Source organism: Streptomyces sp. NPDC039609 (genome assembly GCF_055596705.1).
Map to the genome: position 1 here is coordinate 61,107 of NZ_JBVIUJ010000022.1, position 23,904 is coordinate 85,010.

19 protein-coding genes and 1 riboswitch are annotated in these 23,904 nt (G+C 70.9%); of the genes, 5 read left to right on the forward strand and 14 right to left on the reverse strand.

Translation table 11 applies throughout. From position 1 onward, the window contains the following. Nucleotides 1-10: 10 nt before the first annotated feature. From eno to ACZ561_RS38820, 4 genes are all read right to left on the reverse strand, one after another. Nucleotides 11-1,297: a phosphopyruvate hydratase gene (gene eno / locus ACZ561_RS38805; protein ID WP_471004654.1), complete on the reverse strand. Its 1,287-nt coding sequence runs from the start codon at nt 1,295-1,297 to the stop codon at nt 11-13. A 350-nt stretch (nt 1,298-1,647) separates the two neighbouring features. Beyond that, nucleotides 1,648-2,337 (reverse strand): transglycosylase family protein, encoded by a 690-nt coding sequence (locus ACZ561_RS38810; RefSeq protein ID WP_471004656.1) that lies wholly within the window; start codon nt 2,335-2,337, stop codon nt 1,648-1,650. A gap of 3 nt (nt 2,338-2,340) precedes the next feature. Further along, nucleotides 2,341-2,516: riboswitch (cyclic di-AMP (ydaO/yuaA leader) on the reverse strand. Nucleotides 2,517-2,775: 259 nt separating this feature from the next. Beyond that, nucleotides 2,776-3,768, reverse strand: coding sequence for a transglycosylase family protein (locus tag ACZ561_RS38815; protein WP_471004658.1), 993 nt, complete (start codon nt 3,766-3,768; stop codon nt 2,776-2,778). Between the two features lie 113 nt (nt 3,769-3,881). Further along, complete coding sequence (locus ACZ561_RS38820; protein ID WP_471004660.1) at nt 3,882-5,135, reverse strand: cytochrome P450 family protein; 1,254 nt, start codon at nt 5,133-5,135, stop codon at nt 3,882-3,884. Between the two features lie 369 nt (nt 5,136-5,504). Between ACZ561_RS38820 and ACZ561_RS38825 the strand changes: the two genes are divergently transcribed. Then, complete coding sequence (locus ACZ561_RS38825) at nt 5,505-6,707, forward strand: globin domain-containing protein (RefSeq protein ID WP_471004662.1); 1,203 nt, start codon at nt 5,505-5,507, stop codon at nt 6,705-6,707. A 3-nt stretch (nt 6,708-6,710) separates the two neighbouring features. Here ACZ561_RS38825 and ACZ561_RS38830 read toward each other — a convergent pair whose 3' ends face one another. From ACZ561_RS38830 to ACZ561_RS38840, 3 genes are all read right to left on the reverse strand, one after another. Then, nucleotides 6,711-7,688, reverse strand: coding sequence for a nucleoside triphosphate pyrophosphohydrolase (locus ACZ561_RS38830; protein ID WP_471004664.1), 978 nt, complete (start codon nt 7,686-7,688; stop codon nt 6,711-6,713). Nucleotides 7,689-7,717: 29 nt separating this feature from the next. Continuing rightward, nucleotides 7,718-8,362: a SurA N-terminal domain-containing protein gene (locus tag ACZ561_RS38835; RefSeq protein ID WP_471004665.1), complete on the reverse strand. Its 645-nt coding sequence runs from the start codon at nt 8,360-8,362 to the stop codon at nt 7,718-7,720. Between the two features lie 131 nt (nt 8,363-8,493). Further along, nucleotides 8,494-9,489 carry a glycosyltransferase family 2 protein gene (locus ACZ561_RS38840; protein WP_471004697.1) on the reverse strand — a complete coding sequence of 332 codons (996 nt, stop codon included), beginning with the start codon at nt 9,487-9,489 and terminating at the stop codon, nt 8,494-8,496. A 125-nt stretch (nt 9,490-9,614) separates the two neighbouring features. Between ACZ561_RS38840 and ACZ561_RS38845 the strand changes: the two genes are divergently transcribed. Both ACZ561_RS38845 and ACZ561_RS38850 read left to right on the forward strand, forming a co-directional pair. Beyond that, on the forward strand, nt 9,615-12,041 hold the full coding sequence (locus ACZ561_RS38845; RefSeq protein ID WP_471004667.1) for a YfhO family protein: 2,427 nt from the start codon (nt 9,615-9,617) through the stop codon (nt 12,039-12,041). A 91-nt stretch (nt 12,042-12,132) separates the two neighbouring features. Continuing rightward, complete coding sequence (locus ACZ561_RS38850; RefSeq protein ID WP_471004669.1) at nt 12,133-13,347, forward strand: acyltransferase family protein; 1,215 nt, start codon at nt 12,133-12,135, stop codon at nt 13,345-13,347. Nucleotides 13,348-13,362: 15 nt separating this feature from the next. Here the strand turns inward: ACZ561_RS38850 and ACZ561_RS38855 are convergent, their stop codons facing one another. Continuing rightward, on the reverse strand, nt 13,363-13,908 hold the full coding sequence (locus ACZ561_RS38855) for a GNAT family N-acetyltransferase (protein ID WP_471004671.1): 546 nt from the start codon (nt 13,906-13,908) through the stop codon (nt 13,363-13,365). 139 nt (nt 13,909-14,047) lie between these two features. On the opposite strand from ACZ561_RS38855, the gene ACZ561_RS38860 reads away from it, so the two are divergent. After that, the gene (locus ACZ561_RS38860) at nt 14,048-14,929 is read left to right on the forward strand and encodes an NAD(P)-dependent oxidoreductase (RefSeq protein WP_471004673.1); all 882 of its coding nucleotides are present in this window, start codon (nt 14,048-14,050) and stop codon (nt 14,927-14,929) included. Nucleotides 14,930-14,988: 59 nt separating this feature from the next. On the opposite strand, the gene ACZ561_RS38865 is transcribed toward ACZ561_RS38860, so the two are convergent. From ACZ561_RS38865 to ACZ561_RS38880, 4 genes are all read right to left on the reverse strand, one after another. Next, complete coding sequence (locus ACZ561_RS38865; RefSeq protein ID WP_471004675.1) at nt 14,989-15,369, reverse strand: LppU/SCO3897 family protein; 381 nt, start codon at nt 15,367-15,369, stop codon at nt 14,989-14,991. A gap of 121 nt (nt 15,370-15,490) precedes the next feature. Continuing rightward, on the reverse strand, nt 15,491-16,999 hold the full coding sequence (locus ACZ561_RS38870; protein WP_471004677.1) for a protein kinase domain-containing protein: 1,509 nt from the start codon (nt 16,997-16,999) through the stop codon (nt 15,491-15,493). Continuing rightward, entirely contained in the window at nt 16,996-17,613 is a 618-nt protein-coding gene (locus tag ACZ561_RS38875; RefSeq protein ID WP_471004679.1) for a hypothetical protein, read from the reverse strand. Before ACZ561_RS38875 ends, ACZ561_RS38870 begins: the two co-directional genes overlap by 4 nt. Before the next feature lie 145 nt (nt 17,614-17,758). Beyond that, on the reverse strand, nt 17,759-19,828 hold the full coding sequence (locus ACZ561_RS38880) for an N-6 DNA methylase (RefSeq protein ID WP_471004681.1): 2,070 nt from the start codon (nt 19,826-19,828) through the stop codon (nt 17,759-17,761). Nucleotides 19,829-19,959: 131 nt separating this feature from the next. On the opposite strand from ACZ561_RS38880, the gene ACZ561_RS38885 reads away from it, so the two are divergent. Continuing rightward, on the forward strand, nt 19,960-20,667 hold the full coding sequence (locus ACZ561_RS38885; RefSeq protein ID WP_471004683.1) for a hypothetical protein: 708 nt from the start codon (nt 19,960-19,962) through the stop codon (nt 20,665-20,667). A gap of 67 nt (nt 20,668-20,734) precedes the next feature. On the opposite strand, the gene ACZ561_RS38890 is transcribed toward ACZ561_RS38885, so the two are convergent. Beyond that, nucleotides 20,735-21,229, reverse strand: a complete 495-nt coding sequence (locus ACZ561_RS38890; protein ID WP_471004685.1) for a DUF4265 domain-containing protein — start codon at nt 21,227-21,229, stop codon at nt 20,735-20,737. 116 nt (nt 21,230-21,345) lie between these two features. Continuing rightward, on the reverse strand, nt 21,346-23,904 hold a 2,559-nt coding region (locus tag ACZ561_RS38895), incomplete at its 5' end, for an RHS repeat-associated core domain-containing protein (protein WP_471004687.1).

The window sequence follows — 23,904 nt, forward strand, 5'->3', positions numbered from 1 at the left end:
TGAGCCGGTGTCAGCCCTTGAAGCGCGGGAAGGCGCTGCGGCCGGCGTAGACCGCGGCGTCGTCGAGGATCTCCTCGATGCGCAGGAGCTGGTTGTACTTGGCGACGCGCTCGGAGCGGGCCGGGGCACCGGTCTTGATCTGGCCGCAGTTGGTGGCGACGGCCAGGTCGGCGATGGTGACGTCCTCGGTCTCGCCGGAGCGGTGGGACATCATGCACTTGAAGCCGTTGCGCTGGGCCATCTCGACGGCGTCCAGGGTCTCGGTCAGCGAACCGATCTGGTTGACCTTGACGAGCAGGGCGTTGGCGGTGCCCTCCTCGATGCCGCGGGCCAGGCGCTCCGGGTTGGTGACGAACAGGTCGTCGCCGACGATCTGGACCTTGGAGCCCAGCTTGTCGGTGAGCACCTTCCAGCCGGCCCAGTCGTCCTCGAACAGCGGGTCCTCGATGGAGACCAGCGGGTACGAGGAGACGAGCTCCTCGTAGTACTCGGTCATCTCGGCGGCCGTGCGGGACTTGCCCTCGAACTCGTACGAGCCGTCCTTGTAGAACTCGGACGCGGCGACGTCGAGCGCCAGCGCGATGTCCTTGCCCGGGACGTAGCCCGCCTGCTTGATGGCCTCGAGGATGAGGTCGAGCGCCTCGCGGTTGGAGTCCAGGTTCGGGGCGAAGCCGCCCTCGTCGCCGAGGCCGGTGGACAGGCCCTTCGTCTTCAGGACGGCCTTGAGGGTGTGGTAGACCTCGGTGCCCCAGCGCAGGGCCTCGGAGAAGGACTCCGCGCCGATCGGCGCGATCATGAACTCCTGGATGTCCACGTTGGAGTCGGCGTGCGAGCCGCCGTTCAGGATGTTCATCATCGGAACGGGCAGCAGGTGCGCGTTCGGGCCGCCCAGGTAGCGGAAGAGCGGGAGGTCGGAGGCCTCGGACGCGGCGTGCGCGACGGCGAGGGAGACGCCGAGGATGGCGTTGGCGCCGAGCGAGGCCTTGTTGTCCGTGGCGTCCAGGTCGAACATGGCCTGGTCGATCAGGCGCTGCTCGGTGGCGTCGTAGCCGACGAGCTCCGGGCCGATCTGCTCGATCACGGCGAGGACGGCCTTCTCGACGCCCTTGCCCTGGTAGCGGTTCTTGTCTCCGTCACGGAGCTCAATGGCCTCGAACGCACCGGTGGAGGCACCGGACGGAACAGCAGCACGACCGGTGCTGCCGTCGTCGAGGCCGACCTCGACCTCGACCGTGGGGTTGCCTCGGGAGTCCAGGATTTCCCGGGCTACGACGACGTCGATGGACGGCACGAGCATCTCCTTCTGGGATGTGACGCTAGATGTGACGCTTGCTGTGCAGGGTCGCTTTGGCCTTGCGCCAAGAGCCTAACCGGCTCCGGGGCTCCGGCCCGCCCGGCGCCCGCCCCCTGGGACGAAAAAGGACCCGAGGGCAGGTATCTCGGGTCAAAACACCCCAGACCTACTCACCGGTAACGCGGGGAGAGGGCTACGGGAACCCCGCATCCGGGAACTCCGGCGCACGCGGAGCCGGGGAACGCGGAACCCCGGCCCGGCACACACGGGGGAGGGTGCGCCGGGCCGGGGTGGTCACCGCGGGAGGGTCGGAGGGGCCGCGTGAGCCGCCGGACTCACGCGAACCGCCGGGCTCACTTCAGGTGAAGCTGCTGGCCCGGGTGGATCAGGTCGGCGTCCTCGACGACGTCCTTGTTCAGCTCGAAGAGCTTCTCCCAGCCGCCCTCGACCTTCTGGGCGGCGGCGATCTTGCTCAGGGTGTCGCCGGCGACGACCTTGTACTCGCCGTCACCCTTCGCGACCTTCTTGCCGGTGGGGGTGGTGACGGTCTTCGCCTCGGCCTTCGGGGCGGTCCGCTGCTCGCTGCGGGTCGTCGGCTGCTCGGCCTTGCGCTCGGGGGCGGCCGGGGCGGCCTGGGCAGGCGCGCTCTCGGCGGCGCCGCCGGTGTACGCGGCGCTGGAGAGGCCCACGCCACAGCTCGGCCAGGCACCCTTGCCCTGGCCGGCCAGGACCTTCTCGGCGATCTGGATCTGCTGCGACTTCGAGGCCTGGTCGGCGGTGGCGGCGAACGCGGTGCCGCCGTAGGCGGCCCAGGTGGAGGCGGAGAACTGCAGGCCGCCGTAGTAGCCGTTGCCGGTGTTGATGGCCCAGTTGCCACCGGACTCGCACTGGGCGACGACGTCCCACTCGGAGGCGGTCGCGGCCGAGGCGGACCCGGCGGTCATGAGCGGCGCGGCGACGGCGACACCGGCGATGCCGGCGAGGGCGACGGCGCGGGTGGCCTTGGAGGCACGACGGTGTTTGCCCTTGGCGGAAAACAGCATGGGGAATCTCCTCACCGACGCCTGCGAGGTGAGCTGTCGGGTTCGGGCCATGTGAGTTGCCCGGCCGCGCGACCTGGCGCGCGGCTTCACCCCGAGCCGCATCCTCGGCCGTCTGTCTCAACGGCCGGGGGCGGCACTTACCTTGGGTCCCCCGCTCCTGCCTTCGGCGCATGACGCGACGACTGTTCCCATCGGCCGACGGCAGGATTCGGCGTATCGGTCGACGGGGCCCGCGGTGGCGAGCGGTGCTGACCGTAGACACAGACCTCTCCGAAGTTCAAAGAGGCCCATTGGGGAAATATCGCCCGTACCCACTTCGGGACGAAGGGTGTTTACGCAGGTGAGAGGTGACGGAAGCAAACTTTGCGGACGCGATATGCCAGTTGAGGCAAAGAGACCCATGTCTCAGTTGCACAGAACCGGACATACGACCCCGAACTACCCCTTCGACGGGAGGAGATCGATCGTCAGGTCGAGGCTCTGGCCAGGGACGATGAGGTCGGGATCGGCACCCACCGTCGAGCGGTTGGCGTCATAGAGGGCGCCCCAGCCGCCCGGCAGTTCGTTCTCCCGCGCAATGTCGGTCAGATTGTCGCCCGGCTTGACGGTGTATTCGCCCGAGTTGCCCTTGGTGTCCGTAACGCCCGTGGAGTCCTTGGGATCCTTGACATCCTCGACGCCCGCTACGTCCGCACTGTCCGACTCCTCCCCATTCCCGCCCGGGGTCGCCTCACCTGTCGGCTCATCAGCCGGAGCGTCCGTCGGTGCGGCATGTCGACCGTTTTCGCCGCTCTTGCCCGGATTGACCGTCTCCTCCGGGGCCGCGTCACCGCGGTGCTTACCGGTGCCCGGAGTCGCCGGTGCGGAGGGCGTGACGGAGGTCTCGGGAATGGCGGTCGGGCCCGACGTCGAGGGCTCGGTGGTCCCGGGGGCGGCGGTCTCGGGGGCGGTGGCCCCGGGGGTGGCCGGAAGGCCCGCCGTCCGGTTCGACTCCTCGACGGGGCCCGTGGGCTCCTCCGGAGTGACCGCAGGCCCCGGGTCGACGCCGGGCGCGGCGCCGTCGTTCGTCAGTCCGGCGATCGGGGCGCAGGTGGCCCACTGCGTGGAGCCGGCGGCGAGCGCCTTGTCCGCCACCGCGATCTGCTGGGCACGGCTCGCGAGGTCCGCACTGGTCGCGTACGACAGACCGCCGTACGTCTCCCAGGTCTCCTGCGTGAACTGCAGTCCGCCATAGAGGCCGTTGCCGAAGTGTGCGCTCCACAGGCCGCCCGTCTCGCACTCGGCCACCCGGTCCCAGGTGGCGGCGTCGGCGGCCGAGGCGGAGCCCGCGGCGAGCAGCGGCATCGCCAGCGCGGATCCGGTCACGCCTGCGGCGACGACTATGGCGGGGGCCTGGCGGGGTCTGCGGTGTCGTCCGTTCCCGGAGCGCATGCGGAGAGCCTTTCGCGTGACTGCTGAGATGACGGTGAACGTAGCGGCATTCGAACGTCAGTAACAAGTCGATGCAGCGGAGATCACGTAAAAGTCACAGTCTTGACGGATCGTCAGTCACCCAAAGGGGAGAACTCGACCGGAAGCGTGCGCAATCCCCGCATGATGAGCCCTCCGCGCCACCGCAGATCGGCCGGATCCGCGGCAAGTCGCAGGTCTGGCAGGCGAGTCAGCAAGGTCGAGAGCGCGATCTGCCCTTCGAGCCGGGCGAGCGGTGCGCCGATGCAGTAGTGGATGCCGTGCCCGTAGCCGAGGTGCTGGTTGTCGCGCCGGGACAGATCGAGCGTGTCCGGCTCGTCGAAGCGCGCCGGGTCGCGGTCGGCGGCGGCCAGCACGACGAGGACCGGGTCGCCCGCCGGGATCTCCTGCCCGCCGATGGTCAGCGGCTCCATGGCGTACCGCCAGGTCGCCAGCTCCACCGGCCCGTCAAAGCGCAGCAGCTCCTCGACACCGGTCTCCAGGAGTCCCCGCTCCCCCGCCGCGAGCGAGGCCTGGAGCCGCTCGCGCTCGCCCGGGTTGCGCAGCAGGGCGTACACCCCGTTGCCGACCAGGTTGACCGTGGTCTCGAACCCCGCGAAGAGAAGGATGAAGGCCATGGCGGCGGCCTCGTTCTCGGTGAGGTGCTCGCCATGGTCGGACGCCTTGATGAGCCCCGAGATCAGATCGTCGCCCGGGTCGAGCCGCTTGCGGTGGATCAGCTCCGCCAGATAGCCACGCATCTTCTTGACCGACCGCGCCACCCCGCCGCGCGGCCCTCCGCCGTGCCGGATCATCATCCCGGCCCAGTCCCGGAAGTCGTCCTGGTCCTCGCGCGGAACGCCGAGCAGGTCGCAGATCGCGTAGATGGGCAGCGGGAACGCGAACTCGTGGATGAGGTCCGCCTCGCCCTTCGCCGCGAACGAGTCGATCAGCCGGTCCGTCAGCTCCTGCACCCGCGGTGCGAACTCGGCGACCCGGCGCGGCGTGAACGCCTTCGAGACCAGTCGGCGCAGCCGGGTGTGGTCGGGCGGGTCGATGTTGAGCAGATGCGTCATCAGCTCGGCCTTGCGCTCCCCCGGGATCCCCGTCTTCCCCTTGGCGTGCGCGGGCTCGTCGTGGTGCGCCGGGTTCTTCGACAGACGCTGGTCGGCGAGGGCCTGCCGGGCGTCCGCGTACCGCGTCACCAGCCAGGCCTCGACCCCGCTGGGCAGCTTCGCCCGATGGACGGGAGCGTGCTCGCGCAGCCAGGCGTAGGCAGGGTACGGATCGGTCGCGAACTCCCAGGTGAAGAGCTCGGGGGCGGGGGGTTCGGCGGGGGGCGTGCTCACCCTGAGACGGTACAAGGTCGCCACTACCCCGGCCCGCCGGAGGCCGGGGGCCCGTGGTCGGCAGCGGAGGCCGGGAGCTGGGGCCCGTGGTCGGCGGCGGAGGCCCGGGGAGCCGGGGGCCCGTGGTCGGTGGCGGGGGTCCGGGGAGCCGGCGGGCCCGTGGTCGGCGGCGGAGGCCCGGGGAGCCGGGGGCCCGTGGTCGGCGGCGGAGGCCCGGGGAGCCGGGGGCCCGTGGTCGGTGGCGGGGGTCCGGGGAGCCGGCGGGCCCGTGGTCCCGTGCGGGTGCGCGAGAACCGGCGGCCGGGGCGACCGTCACGTGTCCTTGCGTCCACGGTCGAGATCCGCCGGGCACCCCCTAGATTCTCCGGAGTGGATGCCCAGTTGCTCAGGAGCACGTTCGCCGTCGTCGAGAGACGGGCCGAACACGCCGTCGCGTTCTTCTACTCCCATCTCTTCTGGAACAACCCGGGCGTCCGCGAGCTCTTCCCCGAGGACATGCGCCCGCAGCGCGACCGGCTCTTCGCCGCGCTCACCCATGTGGTGACCCATCTGGAGGACCCCGCGCTTCCGCGCTACCTCGCCCATCTGGGCCGCGACCACCGCAAGTTCCTGGCGACGCCCGCCCTCTACGCCGCCGTCGGGGCCAGCGTGACCGCCGCGTTCGCGCACACCGCCGGGGCCGCCTGGACCGTCGAGGCCGAGAAGGCGTGGACCGAGGCGTACGGGTACGTCGCCGACCTGATGATGCGGGGCGCAGAGGCGGCGGCGGAGGACGGGGAGCCGGCCTGGTGGGACGCCGTCGTGGCGCGCCACGAGCGGCTCGGCGAGGACCTGGCGGTGCTGACGCTGCGCCCGCGCCGGCCCTTCACGTATCTGCCCGGGCAGTACGCGGGCGTCAGCTCGCTGCGGGTCCCCCGGGTGTGGCGGACGTACTCCCTGGCCAACGCGGCCCGGGCGGACGGCACCGTGGATCTGCACATCAGCCGGATCCCGGGCGGCGCGATGAGCACCGCGCTCGTCGACGAGGTGCGCGAGGGCGAGCCGCTGCGGCTGAGCGCGCCCGGCGGCGCGCTGATCTCACGGACGGCGCCGGACACGCCCCGGACCTACATCGCGGCAGGCACCGGCTGGGCGCCGGTCAAAGCGCTCCTCGAGGAGGTGGCCGGGGGTCCCGAGGGGACCGAGGCCCGGCTCTTCCTGGTCGCCCGGGCCAAGGAGTATCTGTACGGGCGGGAGGACGTCGCGCGCCTGAAGGAGCGGATACCCGGGCTGAACGTCACGTACATAGCCTCCGCGCCTGACCACCCGCGCGACCAGGCGACCGAGCGGCTGATCCACGCGCTGTACGCCTGCGGCAACTGGCCTTCCCACGACGTGTACCTCGCGGGCCCGCCCGGCTTCCTCGCCGAGACCCTGCCCGTCCTGGAGCACCTCGGCGCGGCCCGGCTCCACCACGACCACCTGCCGGCCGCGGGTCTCCGCCCCCGCCCGGCCTCCACCGCCGAGTGGCTCATCGAGCCCCCGGAACCCTTCTGGCACAACCCCGAGGCCCGCGCTCCCCGCCGGCCCTGAGGCTCAGACGGTCGGGACGCCCTCCGCCGCGCGGATCGTGTCGCGGTAGGCGCGGGCCGCGGCCCGCAGAGCCGCCTCCGGGTCGACGCCGGAGGCCTCCGCGCGGGCGGCCAGGGCGAGCAGCTCGTAGCCGATGCCCTCGCCCGTCGGCAGGGCCACGTCCAGGCCGGCCGTGCGTACCCGGCCCGCCAGCTTCGCGGCGAGCGCGAGTCCGGGCTGCCCCAGCGGCACCCCGTCGGTCACCGACGCGCGCTGCTTCTCGATCGCCTTCGTGCGCAGCCAGTGCGCCTTGACCTCCTCCGGCGTCTCGGCCGTCGCGTCGCCGAAGACGTGCGGGTGCCGGTGGATCAGCTTCTCCACGATCGTCCCGGCCACGTCGTCGACGGAGAACGGCTCCTCCTCGTGGTCCTCGGCGATCCGGGCGTGGAAGACGACCTGGAGGAGGACGTCCCCGAGCTCCTCGCGCAGCTCGTCGCGGTCGCCGTCCTCGATCGCCTCGACGAGTTCGTACGCCTCCTCGATGCCGTACTTGGTGAGCCCCTTGTGCGTCTGCTGCGAGGACCACGGGCATTCGCGGCGGATGCGGTCCATGACCTGCACGAGGTCGAGGAGGCGGGCGCCGGGCAGGTCGTACGAGCCGGGCAGGAGCTCCAGGTCGGGCATGGTGACGCGGCCGGAGCCGGCCAGCCGGGCGAGCCCGTCGGTCAGGGCCTGGTCGCCCTCGCCGGAGGGCAGGACCACGACGGTCCGTCCCCCGGCGCAGGCGTCGACGAGCTCCTGCGCGGCGGGGCGGGCGTGCTCGACGGCGACACCCGCCTCGCGGAGGTACGGCAGCTGCGGGTGGTGCTCGTCGCCGCACAACACCCGGTCTGCGCCGTGCAGCGCCTGCCACGCGGGCCAGGACAGCAGTCCGGGCGCCACGCGGTGGCTGGCGGTGAGCAGAACGATACGGCCGGGCTCGACGGGTGCTTCAGCGTTCACCCTTCGACCTTACGTGGGGCGGGCACCCTCTAGGCGCCCGCTTCCACGGCCGCCTGGTCCTGGGTGATCGGGCGCACCCAGGACGGGGTGTACGTGCCCAGCTGGATCTTCTTGTCGTCCCAGGCACCGAAGCGCGGGTTCACGTCGATGTCGAGCGCCTTCGACGCGGCCGTGAAGACCTCGGTGAGCTTCTGCTGGCCCTCGGGGGTGTTCGCGATGCCGAGCTTCGCGGCGATCTTGTTCATGAGGACCGTGCGGCGGACGACCGTGTCGATCTGGTCGGGGGCGATGCCCTGCTGCTGGAGCAGCATCGCGGCGAGCTGGGTCTCGCCGCCGCTCTGCTCGGCGAACTCACCGCGCGCCTTCTGGATCTCCCCGCGGGAGGCGGTGATCCCGTTGTCCGCGGCGACCTTGTCCACGACCTTGTCGAAGATCATCACGTTGAGCTTCTCGCGGCTGAGGTCCCCGGTCGCCTGGATCAGCTCCGCCGCCTGCGGCGACGCCTGCTGCGCGGTCCGGACGTCGCGCACCTGCGCCTGGAGGCTGGACACCTCGATCCGTTCGCCGCCGACGACCGCAGCGGCCCCTGGGTGGGGCTCACCACCGCATGCGGCGAGCAGCGGGGCCGCGGCGAGGAGCGCGGCGGAGACGGAGAGCGCAGTGCGGCGGTGCAAAGGAGCCTCCCGGCGTGGGTCATTCAACAGGTGCGGCGCGAAGCGCCTCGTTGAGGGGTGGTGGTCGGGCGACGGGCGGGATCAACGGCCTTGCGTTGATCGATGTTAGGCAGTCGCCGTGGCCTGGGCCACTACTTCGACGCGACTGCCTCAATCAACGACTCACGTGTTCGGGTGGTGGCGGCCCGCGGACCGATCGGCCCCGGAACGTCCGCGTTCGTCGCCTTCACCAGGAAGTGCGGGCGGCGCTTCACCTCGTAATAGATACGGCCCACGTACTCGCCGACCAGCCCCAGCATCACCATCTGCACCCCGGCCAGCGCCGTGACGATGACGAGCAGCGTGACGTATCCGGGGGTTTCCACGCCCTTCACCAGGGCGACGCCGACGATCCAGGCCGCGTATGCCAGAGCTACGGACACCAGGATCAATCCCATGTACACGGCGGCCCGGAGCGGCTTGTTGTTGAAGGAGAGCAGCCCGTCGAGTCCGTAGTTGAGCAGCTTTCCGAAGGTCCATTTCGAGCGGCCCTCCTCACGCACCGCATTCTCGTACTCGAATGTGGTGGTGCGGAATCCCACCCAGGCGAAAAGGCCCTTGGAGAATCGGTTGTACTCGGTGAGTTCGAGGATCGCGTCGACGGTGCGGCGGGAGAGCAGCCGGAAATCGCCGACCCCGTCCACCAGCTCGACGTCCACCAGGCGGTTGATCGCCCAGTAGTAGGCGCGCGCGGTCAGCGTGCGGGTGACCCGGTCGCCCTTGCGGGTGCGCCGGGCGATGACCTGGTCGTACCCCTCGGAGTGCAGGCCCACCATGCGGTGCACGAGCTCCGGCGGGTGCTGGAGGTCCGCGTCCATGATGACGACGGCGTCGCCCTCCGCGTGCTGGAGGCCGGCCAGCATCGCGGCCTCCTTGCCGAAGTTCCGGCTGAAGGAGACGTAGCGGGCGCGCGGGTCGGAGGCGGCGATCTCCTCCAGGAGCGGGAGCGTACGGTCATGGCTTCCGTCGTCCACATAGACCAGCTCGAATTCTCCGTCGAAGCGGGAGAGTTCGGCGGTCACATGGTCGTGGAAGCGACCGATGATCTCTTCTTCGTTGAAACACGGGATCACGATCGAGAGCAGCACACCGGCCACGACAACCCACCCGGATGTCGTCGGCCGATTCGAAACATGACGGCAAGGCGACCATTGAGTGAACTGGCCCCGGGGGAACACAATTTCGCGTTCCGTACTGGCATATTCACTCCATCATGCCTGATCAGACGAGACGGATCGTGGGCCGCGCCGCCGCCCTCACCGCGTTCCTCACCGCGCTCGCCGTCTGCGCGGGAGACGCCGTCGCCCGCACCTTCCCGTTCGGGCCCGAGCGGCGCGGCGTCAACGACCTGTCCAACCAGTTCGTCCCGTACCACGCCCATCTGTGGGACCTGCTGCACGGGAAGGCCCAGGGCGGGCTGCTCCTCAACTGGCAGTCCGGCTGGGGCACCAGCTTCCTGCCCGACCTCGGGACGTACCTGGGCAGCCCGTTCGCGCTCCTCGTCGCGCTCTTCCCGCGCCCGGACATCGAGTACGCGGTCTATGTCGTCACGATCCTGAAGATGGCCGCCGCGGCGGCCGCCATGACGGTGGCGCTGCTGCGGCTGCGGCCGGGCCCCTGGTGGGCGGCGGCGGTGCTGGGCGCCTCGTACGGGCTGTGCGGCTGGGCCGTCATGGAAGCCACGTACAACCCGATGTGGCTGGACGGCCTGATCGCCTTCCCGCTGCTGTGCCTGGTCGGCGACTGGATACGGGAGGGACGTCGGCCGCTGCTCGGACCGGCGGTCGTCGCCGTGTGCTGGGTCGCGAACTTCTACACCGCGTACATGGCCACCCTCGGCGCGGCCCTGGTGCTTCTCGTCCGTCTCCTCCTGGCGAACGAGCTCCGGATCCGTGTCCTGGTGCGGGCCGTGGTGACCGTGCTGCTCGGGATCGGGCTCGCCGCGCCGGTCCTGGTGCCGGTCTTTCTCGGCTCCACGCGCGCGTACCCCGGTGTGACGAGGCAGTTCCAGCCGGTGGACTGGACGGACTTCTTCGCGCGGCTGCTTCCGGCGACGTACAGCTTCTCCTCCCCCGCCGCCTTCCTCGGTACGGGAACCCTGCTGCTCGCGGGCGCGCTGCTCTTCCACCGGAAGGTGCCGCGGCGGGAGCGCCTGGTGTGGGCCGGGTTCGCCGTCGCCGTCGCCGTGTCGATGCAGTGGGGGCCCACGCACCTGGTGTGGCATGTCTTCGCCACCCCCAACGGCAGCCCGTACCGGCAGACCTTCGTCCTCTGCGGCGTCCTGGTCCTCGCCGCCTGGCTCGCCCTCTCCCATGGCTGGCCGGGACGGCGTGAGCTGCTCGGCGGAGCGGGCGTGGTGGCGGCGGTCGCCGTGGGCGCGACGGCCAGCGAGCTGGTGACCGGCTGGACGTACCCTCTGCTCGCCGTCGGCATCGCGGCGGCCGGCGGCGCGCTGTGGTCGGCGGCCCGGGGTCGTGGCCGGTACGGGGTCGTGGCGGCGGTGCTCCTGGCGGGGTCGCTCGTCGGGCAGGCCGCCGCGACGACGGCGTACGCAGACCGGGAGCGGCTGTCCCGGCTCGACGACTATCCGGCCTGGGACACGGAGCAGGACCGGCGGACGGCGGCGCTCGCGGAGGCCGACGGCTGGCCGGAGTACCGCACCGACTCCGGCCGTCCGCAGATCACCGGCAACGAACCACTTCTTCTGGGCGGCCAGGGCGTCGCGTACTACAGCAGCCACACCCCGGAGGTGCTGACGAGGACGCTGGCCGCGCTCGGCGGTGGCTGGACCTCGCGCGGCCGCAATCTGCAGAGCCTCGACAACCCGGTGACGGACGCGCTGTTCGGAGTCGGCGCCCGATGGCGGGACGGCCGGGTGGTGCGGACGGAGCCGGCGCTGCCGCTGGTGACGGTACGTCCGGAGGGCGCCGACGCTCCCCGGTACGGGGCCTCACCGTTCCGGAACCAGGAGATGCTGCTGGGCTCGTCCGTGTACACGCTGCCCGCCGACGGGGTCTGCCCGGTCGGCAGCGAGGTCTTCCTCTGGGCGCCCGACATGCGGGGGACCGCTCGGCTCGGTCCCGGCGGTCGGACGGTGAAGCTCGCGGGCGGGATGCCGAAGTGGCGGGCCGCGCTCGCCTCGCTGGGCCCGCAGGAGACGGCGGGCACGAAGCCGGTCCTGAAAGGCGACCGCACACGCGGCCACCAGGTCGGCTGCCTGGACCGCGAGCGGCTGAGGACGGCGGTGGACGCCCTGCGCGCGAAGGCGGCGGCCTCGATCGCCTCGGTCCACGTCACCGACAGCGGCATCCGCGCCGAACTCCCGCCGGGAACGAAGGGGACGGTGGTGCTCGCGTCCCCCCGAATCGCGGGCTGGACGTGCGACGACCGCCCGGCCGACTCGTACGGCGGCCTGGTGGCGACCGGGATCGGCGGCCGGACATCGGTGACCTGCGACTTCCGCCCACCGGGTCTACGAGCGGGCCTGGCGGCGGGGGCGGCGGCACTGATCCTGTCGGTTGCCCTGACGGCGTGGGAGCGAAGGACGCGGCCCCGCCGACGGGCCGGGGCGCCGGACCCGCTCAGCGACGGGGCCCGAGATGGGGGAGAGACACGGGAGTCGGCCGAAGCGCTCACCTGAGTGAGCAAGGACACGAACCCCCCGGCTGTGTGGATTCTGTGCGTCGACTGTACGGTCCCTCTGGAATATCCATTCGAGGGGAGGCCCCGCCATGCCCGGCATCAGGGGAGCCGACAGCAAGAAAGAGCCGGGCACGCGTCTCTTCGCGCTGGACGGCATCCGGATCACCGCAGCCCTGGTCGTGGTGCTTTACCACTACATAGGCCTCAATACGGCGTGGGACAGGAACACGGCCGAGCTGTTTCCCGCGCTCCGGCCCTTCGCGCTGTACGGCTGGCTCGGTGTCGAGATCTTCTTCATCGTCAGCGGCTTCGTCATCTGCATGAGCGTCTGGGGACGCACCGTCGGCGATTTCGCCGTGTCCCGGGTGTCCCGGCTGTTCCCCGCCTACTGGGCGGGCATCGCACTGACCGCGCTCACCCTCTACCTCCTGCCGGAGGTCAAGGAACTCCGCCACATAGAGGAGTGGAGCGACGTCCTCGTCAACCTGACGATGATGCAGGGCGGTCTGGGCGTCGGGCATGTGGACCACTCGTACTGGACGCTGTTCGTGGAGCTCAAGTTCTACGCACTCTTCGCGCTTGTCGTGTTCCGCGGCGTCACCTACCGCAATTGCGTCATTTTCTGTGGAATCTGGACATTGGCGGCGGTCGCCGCACCGACCACCGACTTCCGGCTGCTCCACTTCTTCTCGATGCCGCAGTACGCGCCGTACTTCATAGCCGGCATCGCCTTCTACCTGATGCACCGCTACCGGCCCACCATGCTGCTGTGGGCGATCGTCGGGGTCCAGTTCCTCCTCGCCCAGCAGTACGTCCGCGGACGGATGCGGACGAACCTCGGCCTCCAGCTCTCGGAGCAGCTGCCGACCTGGCCCGCACGGCTGGTCATCGCACTCGGCTTCCTCGCGATCGCGGCCGTCGCGCTCGGTCTCCTCGACCGCATCCAGTGGCGCTGGCTGAAGACCGCGGGAGCGATCACGTACCCGCTGTACGTGATCCACATGGCGGTGGGCATCACGCTCATCCACCACTTCCGCGACCGGGTCCCGCCCGTCGCCCTCGTCACCTCGGTGACGGCCGCCATGCTGGTCGCGTCCTGGCTGATCCACCGTCTCGTGGAGCGCCCGCTGTCGAAGCGCCTGCGCTCGGGGATGCGGCGCGGGGTCCAGGAGATACGTCTCAACACTGCGGCGCCGACGCCGGCCGGCGCGGAGTCGGTGTCGGGTTCGGGGTCTGCTTCGGTTCCGGTCGGGGATCGTGCCCGCGACATGGCCATGGCGTCGGCGGGCGACACGGGCCGCTGAGGCCTCGCCCGTAGGTCAGGACTCCCGCCGGAGGCACACGCCCGGCGGGACCGGGCCCGACGGCACCCGGAGCCGCCATCGGACCTCCCCGTCGTGCCACTCGTCGGTGGGTGCGAGCCCGACGGCGGTGGCGACGGCCGCGGACGCCGCGTGGTCGGGGTGGATGTGCGCGACGAGGTTCCGCACCCCTTGCGCGCCGAGCCACCCGACAAGCCCCCGCGCCGCCTCGACGGCGATGCCACGCCCCTGCCACGGGGCTCCCACGATCCAGGCGACCTCGGCGGCCTCCCTGCCGTCGACGGTCGCCTGCACGGTCCCGACGAGGCTCCCTCCGTCCGTGAGCCGAACGACCCAGTTGCACCAGGAGACCCCGGGCTCGGGCGATCCCGCGACGAGCCGCTCGTAGCGGGCGCGCAGCGCCTGCGGGGTGGGTGGGGCGCCACCGATGAAGCCGTAGAGCGCCGGGGCGCCCAGCACACCGGCCATCTCCTCGGCGTGGTGCACGGCGAGGGGGAGCAGGGTGAGCCGAGGGGTGTGGACGCGCTCGGGCTGAAGGGTCACGCTCGGCCTCCGGGGGTGGGTTCGTCGACCGAGTATGGCGGTGGGGATCCCACAGACAAATTTGTCAGTACTTGTGGCCCCGTTGGCGCCCTCGCAGCATGGATCACATCCACCGCCCCCTCCTGACAGGAGCACACCCATGCCAGGCCACCACCCCGTACCCGTGACCGTCCTCGGGCTGGGCTCGATGGGGAGCGCGCTGGCCCGGGCGTTCATCGACGCCGGGCACCCGACGACCGTCTGGAACCGGACCGCGTCGAAGGCCGCGCCGCTCGTCGCCAAGGGGGCCGTGCACGCCCGGAGGGTGGAGGAGGCGGTCGGGGCCGGCCGGTTGGTCGTCGCATGTCTCACCACGTACGAGGACACCATCGAGGCCCTCCGGCCGGCCGCCGGCGTGCTCGACGGGCGGGCTCTGGTGACGCTCAACAGCGGGTCGCCGGCCGGCGCGCGCCGGATGGCCGCGTGGGCGGGCGGGCACGGTGCGCGCTTTCTCGGCGGGGCGGTCAAGAACGTGCCGGCCGCCGTCGGCGCCGAGAGCACGCTCCTCTACTACGGCGGCGACTCCGCCGTCTTCGCGGAGTTCGAGGAGACGCTCCGGGTGCTGGGCGGCGACACCGTCCATCTCGGTTCCGAGCCCGACCTCGCCGCCCTGTACGAGATGGCGGTGGGCGGCACGTTGCTGCCCGCGCTCGTCGGCTTCTTCCAGGGCGCGGCGGCGTTGCGGGCCCGCGGGCTCGACGCGGCCTCGATGGTGCGGTTCAGCGTCAAATGGTTCGAGATGATCAACTCCGTCCTGCCTTCCTTCGCCGAGGAGATCGACAGCGGCGACTACAGCGAGCCCGCGTCCTCGGTGGGCATGTTCCTCGCCGGAGCCGCCCATGACGAGGAGTTCGGCAGGGAAGCGGGTCTCGACGTGGAGTGGCACAAGCCGTTCCACGAGCTTCTGCGGCGGGCGGTCGAGGCCGGGCACGGCGGGCACAGCATCTCCGCGCTGACGGAGGTACTCGGGAAGCCGCAGTGAACGCGACGAAGGGCCGGACCCGAGGGGGGTCCGGCCCTTCGTCACACCCGGAGGCGTCGTCAGCTCGTGACGGGCTCCATGCAGAGCACGAACTTCTCGTAGTCCCACTCCTGCGCGAGCGCCGGGGAGCCGCCGCACTTCTCGAGGTCGAAGGTGCCGTCGATGACCTTGGTGACCTTGAAGAGGTCCGGCACCTTGTCCGTGCACTTCTTGGTCTCGACCTTGGGGTCGGTCTCCTTGCCGGTCACCGTGATGCAGTCGCCGACCTCGGCGTGCGTGGGGATGTCACCGTTGATGGCTCCCCATCCGAACTTCACCGCGAGGGCGATGGCGATCGCCACGACGACGCCGAGGATCTTCTTGCCGACGCCACCCTTCGGCTTCTGGGGCTCGACGGGCGCGAGGGGCTGGTCGGGGGTGGCGGGCGGCGGCGTCGTCATGAGGGATTCCTTGGGGACGTGAGCATGATCAGACGCGAACGCTACATCGCCCTGAACGGGCAAAACGGACCCAAAAGATCCACTTCTCCATCAGTTGTGGACTCGTGATTCTGGCGCCCCGTCAGGCGAACCGACCCATCTGCTGCTGGCGCGCCAGCGCACGCCGCAGATCCGTCGGAAGCGCGTGGTACGGGCCGTACGTCCGCTCCGTGTCGTACAGCAGCGCCTGGAGCTGCTGGTGGCCGGCCGTGTGGTCGCCCATCGCCAGGAGCAGCATCCCGATCCGCCGCCGGATGTCGAAGAACCGGGCCTGGTCCGCGCCGTGTTCGTGGAACGGCAGGAGCGCGCGGTACTCCGTCAGCGCGGCCGCCGTCTCCCCCAGCTGTTCCAGGCACTGCGCCGCCTCGTAGCGGAACTGAAGGGTCTGCGGGTCGGCCGGGCCGGCCTCGGCCGCGCGGTCGTCGGCGAGGCGGCGCAGTTCCGGGAGGGCGCGGCGGTACTGGCCGTCGTCCATGAGGGTCGTCGCGTACTGCTTGCGCAGGATCCGAACGACGGGCGAGTGTTCGCCGTGTTCGGCGGCGGCCGCCGGGAGGATCGAGCCGAGGAGGTCGACGGCCCGCGTGAGGGAGCCCTCGCCGAGCAGCCGCTTGACCTCGTCGACGGTGGCGGCCACATCGGGGCGCGCGACGGGCGGTGCGACCGGCGGTGCGGGGACGGACGCCCGGTCGGGCCAGGGCGCGTGCGGGCGCAGGAAGGGACGTGTCGGGTCGAGCGGCCCCGCGGGGGCGCCGCGCGCGGGCAGCAGCGGCAGCAGCGCCTCGTACACCTCGTGCGCACCGGAGGGGCGGTGTTGGGGGTCCTTGGCGAGCAGCCGCAGGACGAGCGCCTCCAGGGCCTCCGGCACCTCGGGGCGCAGCCGGCGGACCGGGACCGGGGGCTCGTAGAGGTGGCGGTGCAGGACCCCGAGCGCGGTCGAGCCGGCGAACGGCACGTTTCCGCTGAGGAGTTCGTGGAGCAGGATGCCGAGCGCGTACAGATCCGTGTACGGGCCGACGGCGCCGCCCATCGCCTGCTCGGGCGCCATGTAGGCGGGGCTGCCGATGGGCGAACCGGTGTGCGTGAGGCGGGTGGTGTCGGTGTCCAGGACCGAGGCGACACCGAGGTCGAGGACGGTGACGGTGCCGTCGGGACGCACCATCACGTTGCGGGGCTTGAGGTCGCGGTGGACGATCGGGACCGCGTGCACGGCGGCCAGCACCGCGCACAGCTGCGCGGCGACGGAGACGGCCCACTCCCAGGGATACGGGTCGTGCTCGGCGAGATGGTCGGCGAGGTCCGCGCCGTCGAGGTACTGCATGACGAGGTAGAGGTCGTCGCCGTCGCTGCCTGCGTCGTGGACGGTGACCAGGCCGGGGTGGTCGACCTGGGCCGTGACCCGGCACTCGCGCACGAAGCGGCGCCGGAGCTCCTCCGCCGCGGTGGCGGGGCCGGTCATGGTGGCGGGGCGGAGCAGCTTGACGGCCACGCGGCGGTCGAGCCGTCCGTCGTACGCCGTCCACACCTGCCCCATGCCGCCCTGGCCGATGACCGTGGAGAGTTCGTAACGGCCATCGATGAAGCGTCCGTTCACTTCCCCTCTTCCTTACGGAGGAGGTTGCTGAGCTCGTCCAGTTCGGCGCGGACCTGGTCGGTGCGGGGCGGCGTGGGGTGGTCGGTGGGCGGCATGGCCTGGGGAGCGTTCGGCTGGAAGGCATCCGGCTGGGGTGCGGCGTACGGCTGAGGCGAGGCGTACGGCTGGGGTGCGGCGTACGACTGGGGTGCGGTGTACGGCGGTTGAGGCGCCGTCGCGGCCGTCGCGGGATACCCGTACCCGTAGCCGCCGGCGTACGGCCCGACAGGCGTGACGGGCATGACCGGCTTCTGGTGGTGCCTGATGTCGACGACCAGGTAGTACGCGGTCACGGCGGCCATCTGCACCAGCAGTCCGGCCATGCCCACGTTCGAGATCCAGTGGTCGGCGAGGCTCTGCTCCAGCGTGGACAGACAGGCGATGTTGAGCACGAGCTGCCCCCAGAACAGCGCCCAGTCCCTGGCGGTCCGTCGCATGATCGCGATCCGCAGCATCCCGATCCACGCGAAGAACCCGAAGGAGAGCACGACCAGCACGCAAATGATCACGCGCACGGCGATCACGCCCGCCGACGGGCCGGGGCGCGGTGGCGTCATGGGCGCGTGACCGTGCATGGGTGCAGCTCCTCGGGTACGAACGGGCGAGGCGGAGTACGAGCGTATAAGGCGACACACATGCCCGGCCCAGGGTTGTACGGAAGCCATGTCGCACCCGTCACTGCCGCCCCGTCACTTCCGCCCTGTCACTGCGGTCGCACCGTCATTCCGGCTGCACCGTGCCGTCCGCGAGTCCGTCGTACAGGCCCTGCACCAGCTGCTCGCCGAGCCTGCCCGCCAGCCGCAGCGCTTCCTCGAACGCGCTGAGCGCGCGGAAGCGTTCGCCGTAGCGTCGCTGCTCGGTGAGGGGCAGTCGGGGCAGTTGGAGGCGGCGGACGTCGAGTCGGGTGGCGGTGGAGGCGAAGCTGCTGGCCTGCCGGTTGTTCGCGGTACCGCGCAGGAAGCCGGCGAGGAACCAGGGGTCGACCGCGGCCGGATCGGGGCGCAGGAGCTGGAGGTTGCGGCCGAGGGCGGCGCCGGCGGTGGTGGCGTCGACGACACGGGCGATGGAGCCGCCGCCGAGGACGGGGACGACGACATCGCCCTCCTCGACGAGGACGGGGTCCTCGGCGGGGCCGTCGGGGAGCGTTCCGGACGGCGCGGCTCCGGAGAGGACGTCGTGCTCGGTCAGGACGGGGCCGCCGGCCGGGGAGGTGCCGGCGCCGCCGGACCGGAGCTGGAGGGCTCCGGCGCGGGCGAGTTCGCCGACCGTGGTGAGGGTGCGGGCCGCGGCACGGGCGGGGGCTGCCGGGGTGGGGGCGAGGGCGAGGGTGCGGCGCAGGGTCTCGTCCAGGCGCGCGCGGACGGCTTCGAGTTCGGCGGCGGAACCGCCCGCGGCGGGGTCGGCCAGGTGGCGGGCGGGGGCGAGGTCGACGTCGTCGTCGAGGAGTTCGATGACGGGGACGGAGCGGCTGACGCCGGGTTCGTCCCGGCCGCCCCAGGCGTCGAGGACCGCACCCTGGACGGTCTGCCAGGGCAGCTTGTCGCGTCCGCCGTCCGGCACGAGGGAGGTGGTGTCGACGAGGAGCAGTTCGGGGGCGGGCCGGTGGTCGCGGCCGGGGCGGTTGAGCACCCACAGGTGGAGCGGGATGCCGTACGGGGGTGCGGCGCCGGCGGGCAGGGCGATCACGGCCCGCAGGGCACCGCGGCGCAGCAGGTCGGCGCGGATGCGGCGGCCCGAGCGGCGGGAGGCGACGGCGGGGGGCATGAGCAGCACGGCGGTGCCGCCGTCGCGGAGCCGGGCGAGGGCGTGCTGGACCCAGGCCAGTTCGGACTCGGTGCGGGCCGGGAAGCCGTACTCCCAGCGGGGGTCGTAGGCGAGTTCGTCGTGCCCCCAGCCGCGTTCGTTGAACGGGGGGTGGCACAGGACGGCGTCGGCGGAGAGCGCGGGGAAGGCGTCGGCGCGCAGGGTGTCGCCGGCGGCGGAGCGGATGTCGGCGTCGCCGTGCAGGGCGAGGCGCAGGGCGGTGAGGGCCGCGAGTTCGGGGTCGGCGTCCTGCGCGTAGAGCGCGGAGGGGTGCGGGACGGCTCGCAGCAGTCCGCCGGTGCCGGAGGCGGGGTCGAGGACGGTCGGAGCGGGGCCGGCGCCGCCGGCCTCGGCGACCAGCGCGGCCATCAGCTCGGCGAGGCCGGGCGGGGTGAGCGTGTACTGACGCGGGTTGGCGTCCAGGTGACGGCCGAGCAGGAACTCGAAGGCCTGGCGTGCGCCGAGTTCGGCGGCGAGTTCAGCGGCGCCGCGCATCAGGGTCACGGAGGGGGCGAGTTCACCGGGCGCGGGGGTCCGCACGGCGCGGTCGAGCCCGAAGCGGGCGGTCAGGAGCTCTTCGAGCGCGGACGGCAGGACGTCGGCCAGGCGCTCGTCGGAGAGCGCGGCGGCCTCGAGCCATCCGGTGGGCCGGTCCCGTACGAGCAGGAGTGCGCAACCGGTGTGGACGAGGGCGGTGACCGTCCCGGCCGGGTGGGCGGCGAGCTGTTGCCAGACGCGCTCGCGGAGCGGGACCTCGACGAGCTTTCCCTGGTCGCGCAGCCACTGCTCGATGTCGGCGAGGGCGAAGGAGGGGCTGGTCTCGGTACCTCCCACCGGCTTGGGGAAGTCCTCGTGGCGGCGTCGCCAGTTGCTGACGGCGGCCCGGCCGACGCCGGCGAGCCGGGCGATTCCGGCGGCGGTGACCTCTGCTGCGTGCTCGTCCGGCACCTGTCCGTCTCCCCTCGTGCGTCCGTGAACACCGAGCATACCGATGACACCGGTTCACAGTGTGAGCCGATCCAAATCTCGTGAACCTGGTTGACTCGGTTCACACGCTCTGCTGTGATTGACCCATCGCAAACGGAGTTCACACCAGCGCCCCGGAAGGTGCCACAGCCATGTCTCACACCACCGCCCCGCAGAAGCAGCGCAACTGGTTCGCCCGCCACAAGGTCCTCACCGCCGTCGGCGCGATCGTCGCGATCGTCGTGATCGGTGCGGCGGCGGGCGGAGGCGGCGACGACACGCCGACGACCGCCGGCGGCAACAAGACGTCCGCGGAGAAGAAGGCCCCGAGCACCTCCGAGGCCCCCGCGAAGAAGAAGGCCGTCACGATCGACGGCGACGGTGACTTCGAGGTGGGCACGGACGTGAAGCCGGGCCTCTACCGCACCAGCGGCAACGAGGACGCCCTCTGCTACTGGGAGCGCGCCAAGGACTCGTCGGGCGAAATGGACTCGATCCTCGCCAACGACAACGTCAAGGGCACGAGCTACGTCCAGATCAAGGCGTCGGACAAGCTCTTCAAGTCCTCCGGCTGCAAGGAGTGGGAGGCCGTCGACGAGAAGGCCACCGGAACCCCGAAGACGGCGCCGAAGGGCGACGGCGGCATGTTCAAGGTGGGCGTGGACATCGCCCCCGGCACGTACAAGTCGACGGGCAACAAGGACGCCGGCTGCTACTGGGAGCGCTCGAAGGACGCGAGCCACGGCATGGACTCGATCCTGGCGAACGACAACGTGTCGGGCACGGCGATCGTGAAGGTCTCGAAGTCGGACGGCTACTTCAAGACGACGGGCTGCGGCGACTGGGTCAAGACGGGCTGACGCCCGACCCAGAGCACGAAGAAAGCCCCGCCGAACCTTCGGCGGGGCTTACGTCACTGCTCCCGGTTCACCGCTGGGGAGCCTCGAAGGGCCTGGCGTCGCTCCATTCCCAGAACAGGGTCCCGGCCTCCCTCTGCTCTCGCATGAACGCCTCGAACGCGGCGGAGTCCCGGTCACCCGGAATGTTGATCGCCGCGTGCCGGTCGCCGCTCCATTCGAGGACGAAGCCCTCCTCCTGAGCCAGCGCCACGATGCCACCCGTGACGGCCTCGTGGACGGCCGGGTCGAGGGCCCTCCCGAGCAGGGCCCGCAGGGTGCGGTGGCCGCCCTTCGAGACGACCTCGACGAGCACGTCGTCCTCGTCGAGACGGACGACGTCGAAAAGGTTCAACCCGTAGACGCGGAAAGGAATGCACTGCATGACGAAAAGCCCGTCCTCGCGGCGCCCCAGCCAGATCTGCTCCAGCAGCTCGGGAAAGCCGAACGGCTCGAGGTCCGCCATGGCGATGCGCTGCTTGTCCGTGATGATCGCCGGGTCGTCGTGAACGATGTACTTCGGCATGTCCGCACCATCTTCAGAGAATGAAAGCCGGATAAGACTAACCGGTCCGGCATCCCCGCGAACGGGGACGCCGGACCGGTGCGCTCAGGGCGCCGCTCCACGCGTCAGGTCACGCGTCAGACCACCTTGTACGGACTCAGCCCGTACGTGCTGGCCCAGCCTGCCTGCATGTTCACCGGCCACCACGGTGGCGGCCAGTCACCCTTGTAATTGGGCGGTGGGGTCTTGGGAGCGACCCGTTCCCGTTTCGAACTGTTGCAGCGTTTGCACGCCGGTGTCAGGTTGAGATCGGAGAGGTCTCCACCCTTGCTCCGGGCCTCCACGTGGTCGAGCGCCTGCGCCGGATTGACCCGGCAGTAGGAGCAGATCGGCGGAGTCGACCCCGGAGCTGCGTTCACGCCGATGTCGTAGTCGATGAGGTCGTCCTTCGGGATGGTGCTGTACGCACCGGTGCCGTGGGACGAGCCACCGGGAATGCCGTAGACGTCGTGCCGTCCGTTGACCGTGCACGCGATCGGCGTGTTCTTGTTGTGCACCAGGACCGGCGTATCGCCCGCCATCACGTGGTACGTGTGCAGGCCGGCGACGCTCAGGTCGTACGTGACGCGCTGCGCCTTGTACGCCTTGACATCGACGATCGTCACCGGGGCGCCCTCGCCGTTCTGGACCTGCTGGCCGGGCTTGAGGTCGCCGGCCTGGGTCCAGGCGTTGGTGGTCGCCTCGTAGAACTGGTGGTGCTTGGTTGTCTGGATCGTCTTGGGACCGGACTTCGTGGCGACGGTGACGTCCACGTAGTCGCGGTCGGTCTTGGTGACGATCACCTTCTCTACTTGGTGCTTCTCCTTGGCCGCCTTGCCGGGCTCGGCTGTGAGGACGGTGTCCCCGGCCTTGACCTCGGAGATCTTCTTCGTCGATCCGTCGGCCATCAGGACCGGGGTCGCCGCGGTGAAGCTGTGCGGCGTACCGCCCCTGACCGGGCAGGAACCGCCGCCCGGGCTCGGCGGCGTCGGTTGACGATCCGGCTCCGGGCCCGCCTTCGACTTCGGGCCACGAGCGCTGCCCGCCGCCCCGAAGACGCCACCCATCGCCGCGCCGATGGCCGAAGCCTTCGCCGCGCCCGCGACCGAGCAGCCCTCGTCGCTGTTCACACACGAGGTGCCGTACTCGACCGCGCCTGTCGCCGCGCCTTCCGCCGCACCGCTGGCCGCACCCGAGAGGATCCGCCCCGCCGTGCCCGAGAGGAGACGGCCCGCCGCGCCCGCGGCAAGACCGCCGACCGCGCCGCCGACCACACCGGTCACGGCGCCGACAGCGACCGCGCCGAGGAAGCCGCCGAGAGTCTTCGGACCGTCGCTCATCATGTAGCCGACGCCGTTGGCCGCCGCGCCCGCGAGCGCCGCGCAACCGAGGGCGCCGACACCGGCCGTGATGGCCGTGCAGCCCGCGAAGACCGCGATGCCGGTGGCCACCGAGGCGATGGTCGAGGCGTGTTGCTTGACGAAGTTGGCTGTGGCCTTGGCCGCCTTCTTGACGGCTCTGCCGACCTTCTTGGCTGCCTTGACCACCTTCTTGGCTACGTGTTTGACCGCCTTGGCGACCTTCCGCACGGCCTTCTTGACGTGCTTGACGACCTTGTGGACGTAGCGCTTGACCCGCTTGTAGGTGCGTTTGACGTATCTCTTGACCTTGCGGACGCTGTCGGACACGTACCGCACGGCCTTACGGACGTGCCGCACGGCCCTCTTGACCGCCTTCTTGACCGCCCTCTTGACCTTCTTGGCGGCCCTCTTGACGGCCTTGGCGACCTTCTTGACCGCCTTCTTGGTCTTCTTCCAGGCCGACTTGACGGTCTTCTTGACCTTCTTGGCGACCTTCTTGACAGCCTTCTTCGCCCACTCGAACCAGTGGCCGGTCGGGTCGACACCCGTCATCGGGTTGCCGTCCGCGTACGCGTACCGGTTCGCCGCGATCGAGTTCGGCAGTCCGCTGAGGCCCACCGTGTCACGGCTGTTGAACTGGCCCGTCTCCGGTGAGTACCAGCGCGCGGCCATGTTGACCTTGGCCGTCTGCGGGTCCGTCCAGCCGGACTGATAGCCCAGCGCACCGAGCATGCCGGTGGACTGCACGACCTTGCCGAACGGTGAGTACGTCGTCGAACCCGACAACGCCTCCCCGGCGGAGGTGAACTGCCCCACCACATCGTCGTGCAGGTCCGTCAGTGCCAGCACCGCCGACACGGACGTCTTCACGCCGAGCAGCGAGCCGTCCGCGTCGCGGCTGTAGGACGTCACACCGTCCGAGGCCACGTCGTTTCCGGCACCGCTGTACTGGAACGAGTAGAGCGGTGAGCCCGTCTCGTCCTTCGCGTTCAGGACGCGGTCGAGGCCGTCGTACGTGTAGGTGCGGTCGCCCTCGTTGATGACCCGGTTGAAGGCGTCCGCCTTCACCGCCGTCGATATGCCGCCCTCGTCGGTGACCTGGCTCATGGTGCCGCGGGCGGTGTACGTGTACGTGCTGTGCCCGTCCGAGGTGAGCCGGTTGCGGGCGTCGTACGTGTACGTGTCGCCGCCCACGCGGGTCCGGTTGCCGGACGCGTCGTAACCGTAGGCCTCCGTCGTCGTCCCGTTGTTCCAGGACGACAGGCGGTTGGCCCAGTCGTACGTGTACGTGTTCGC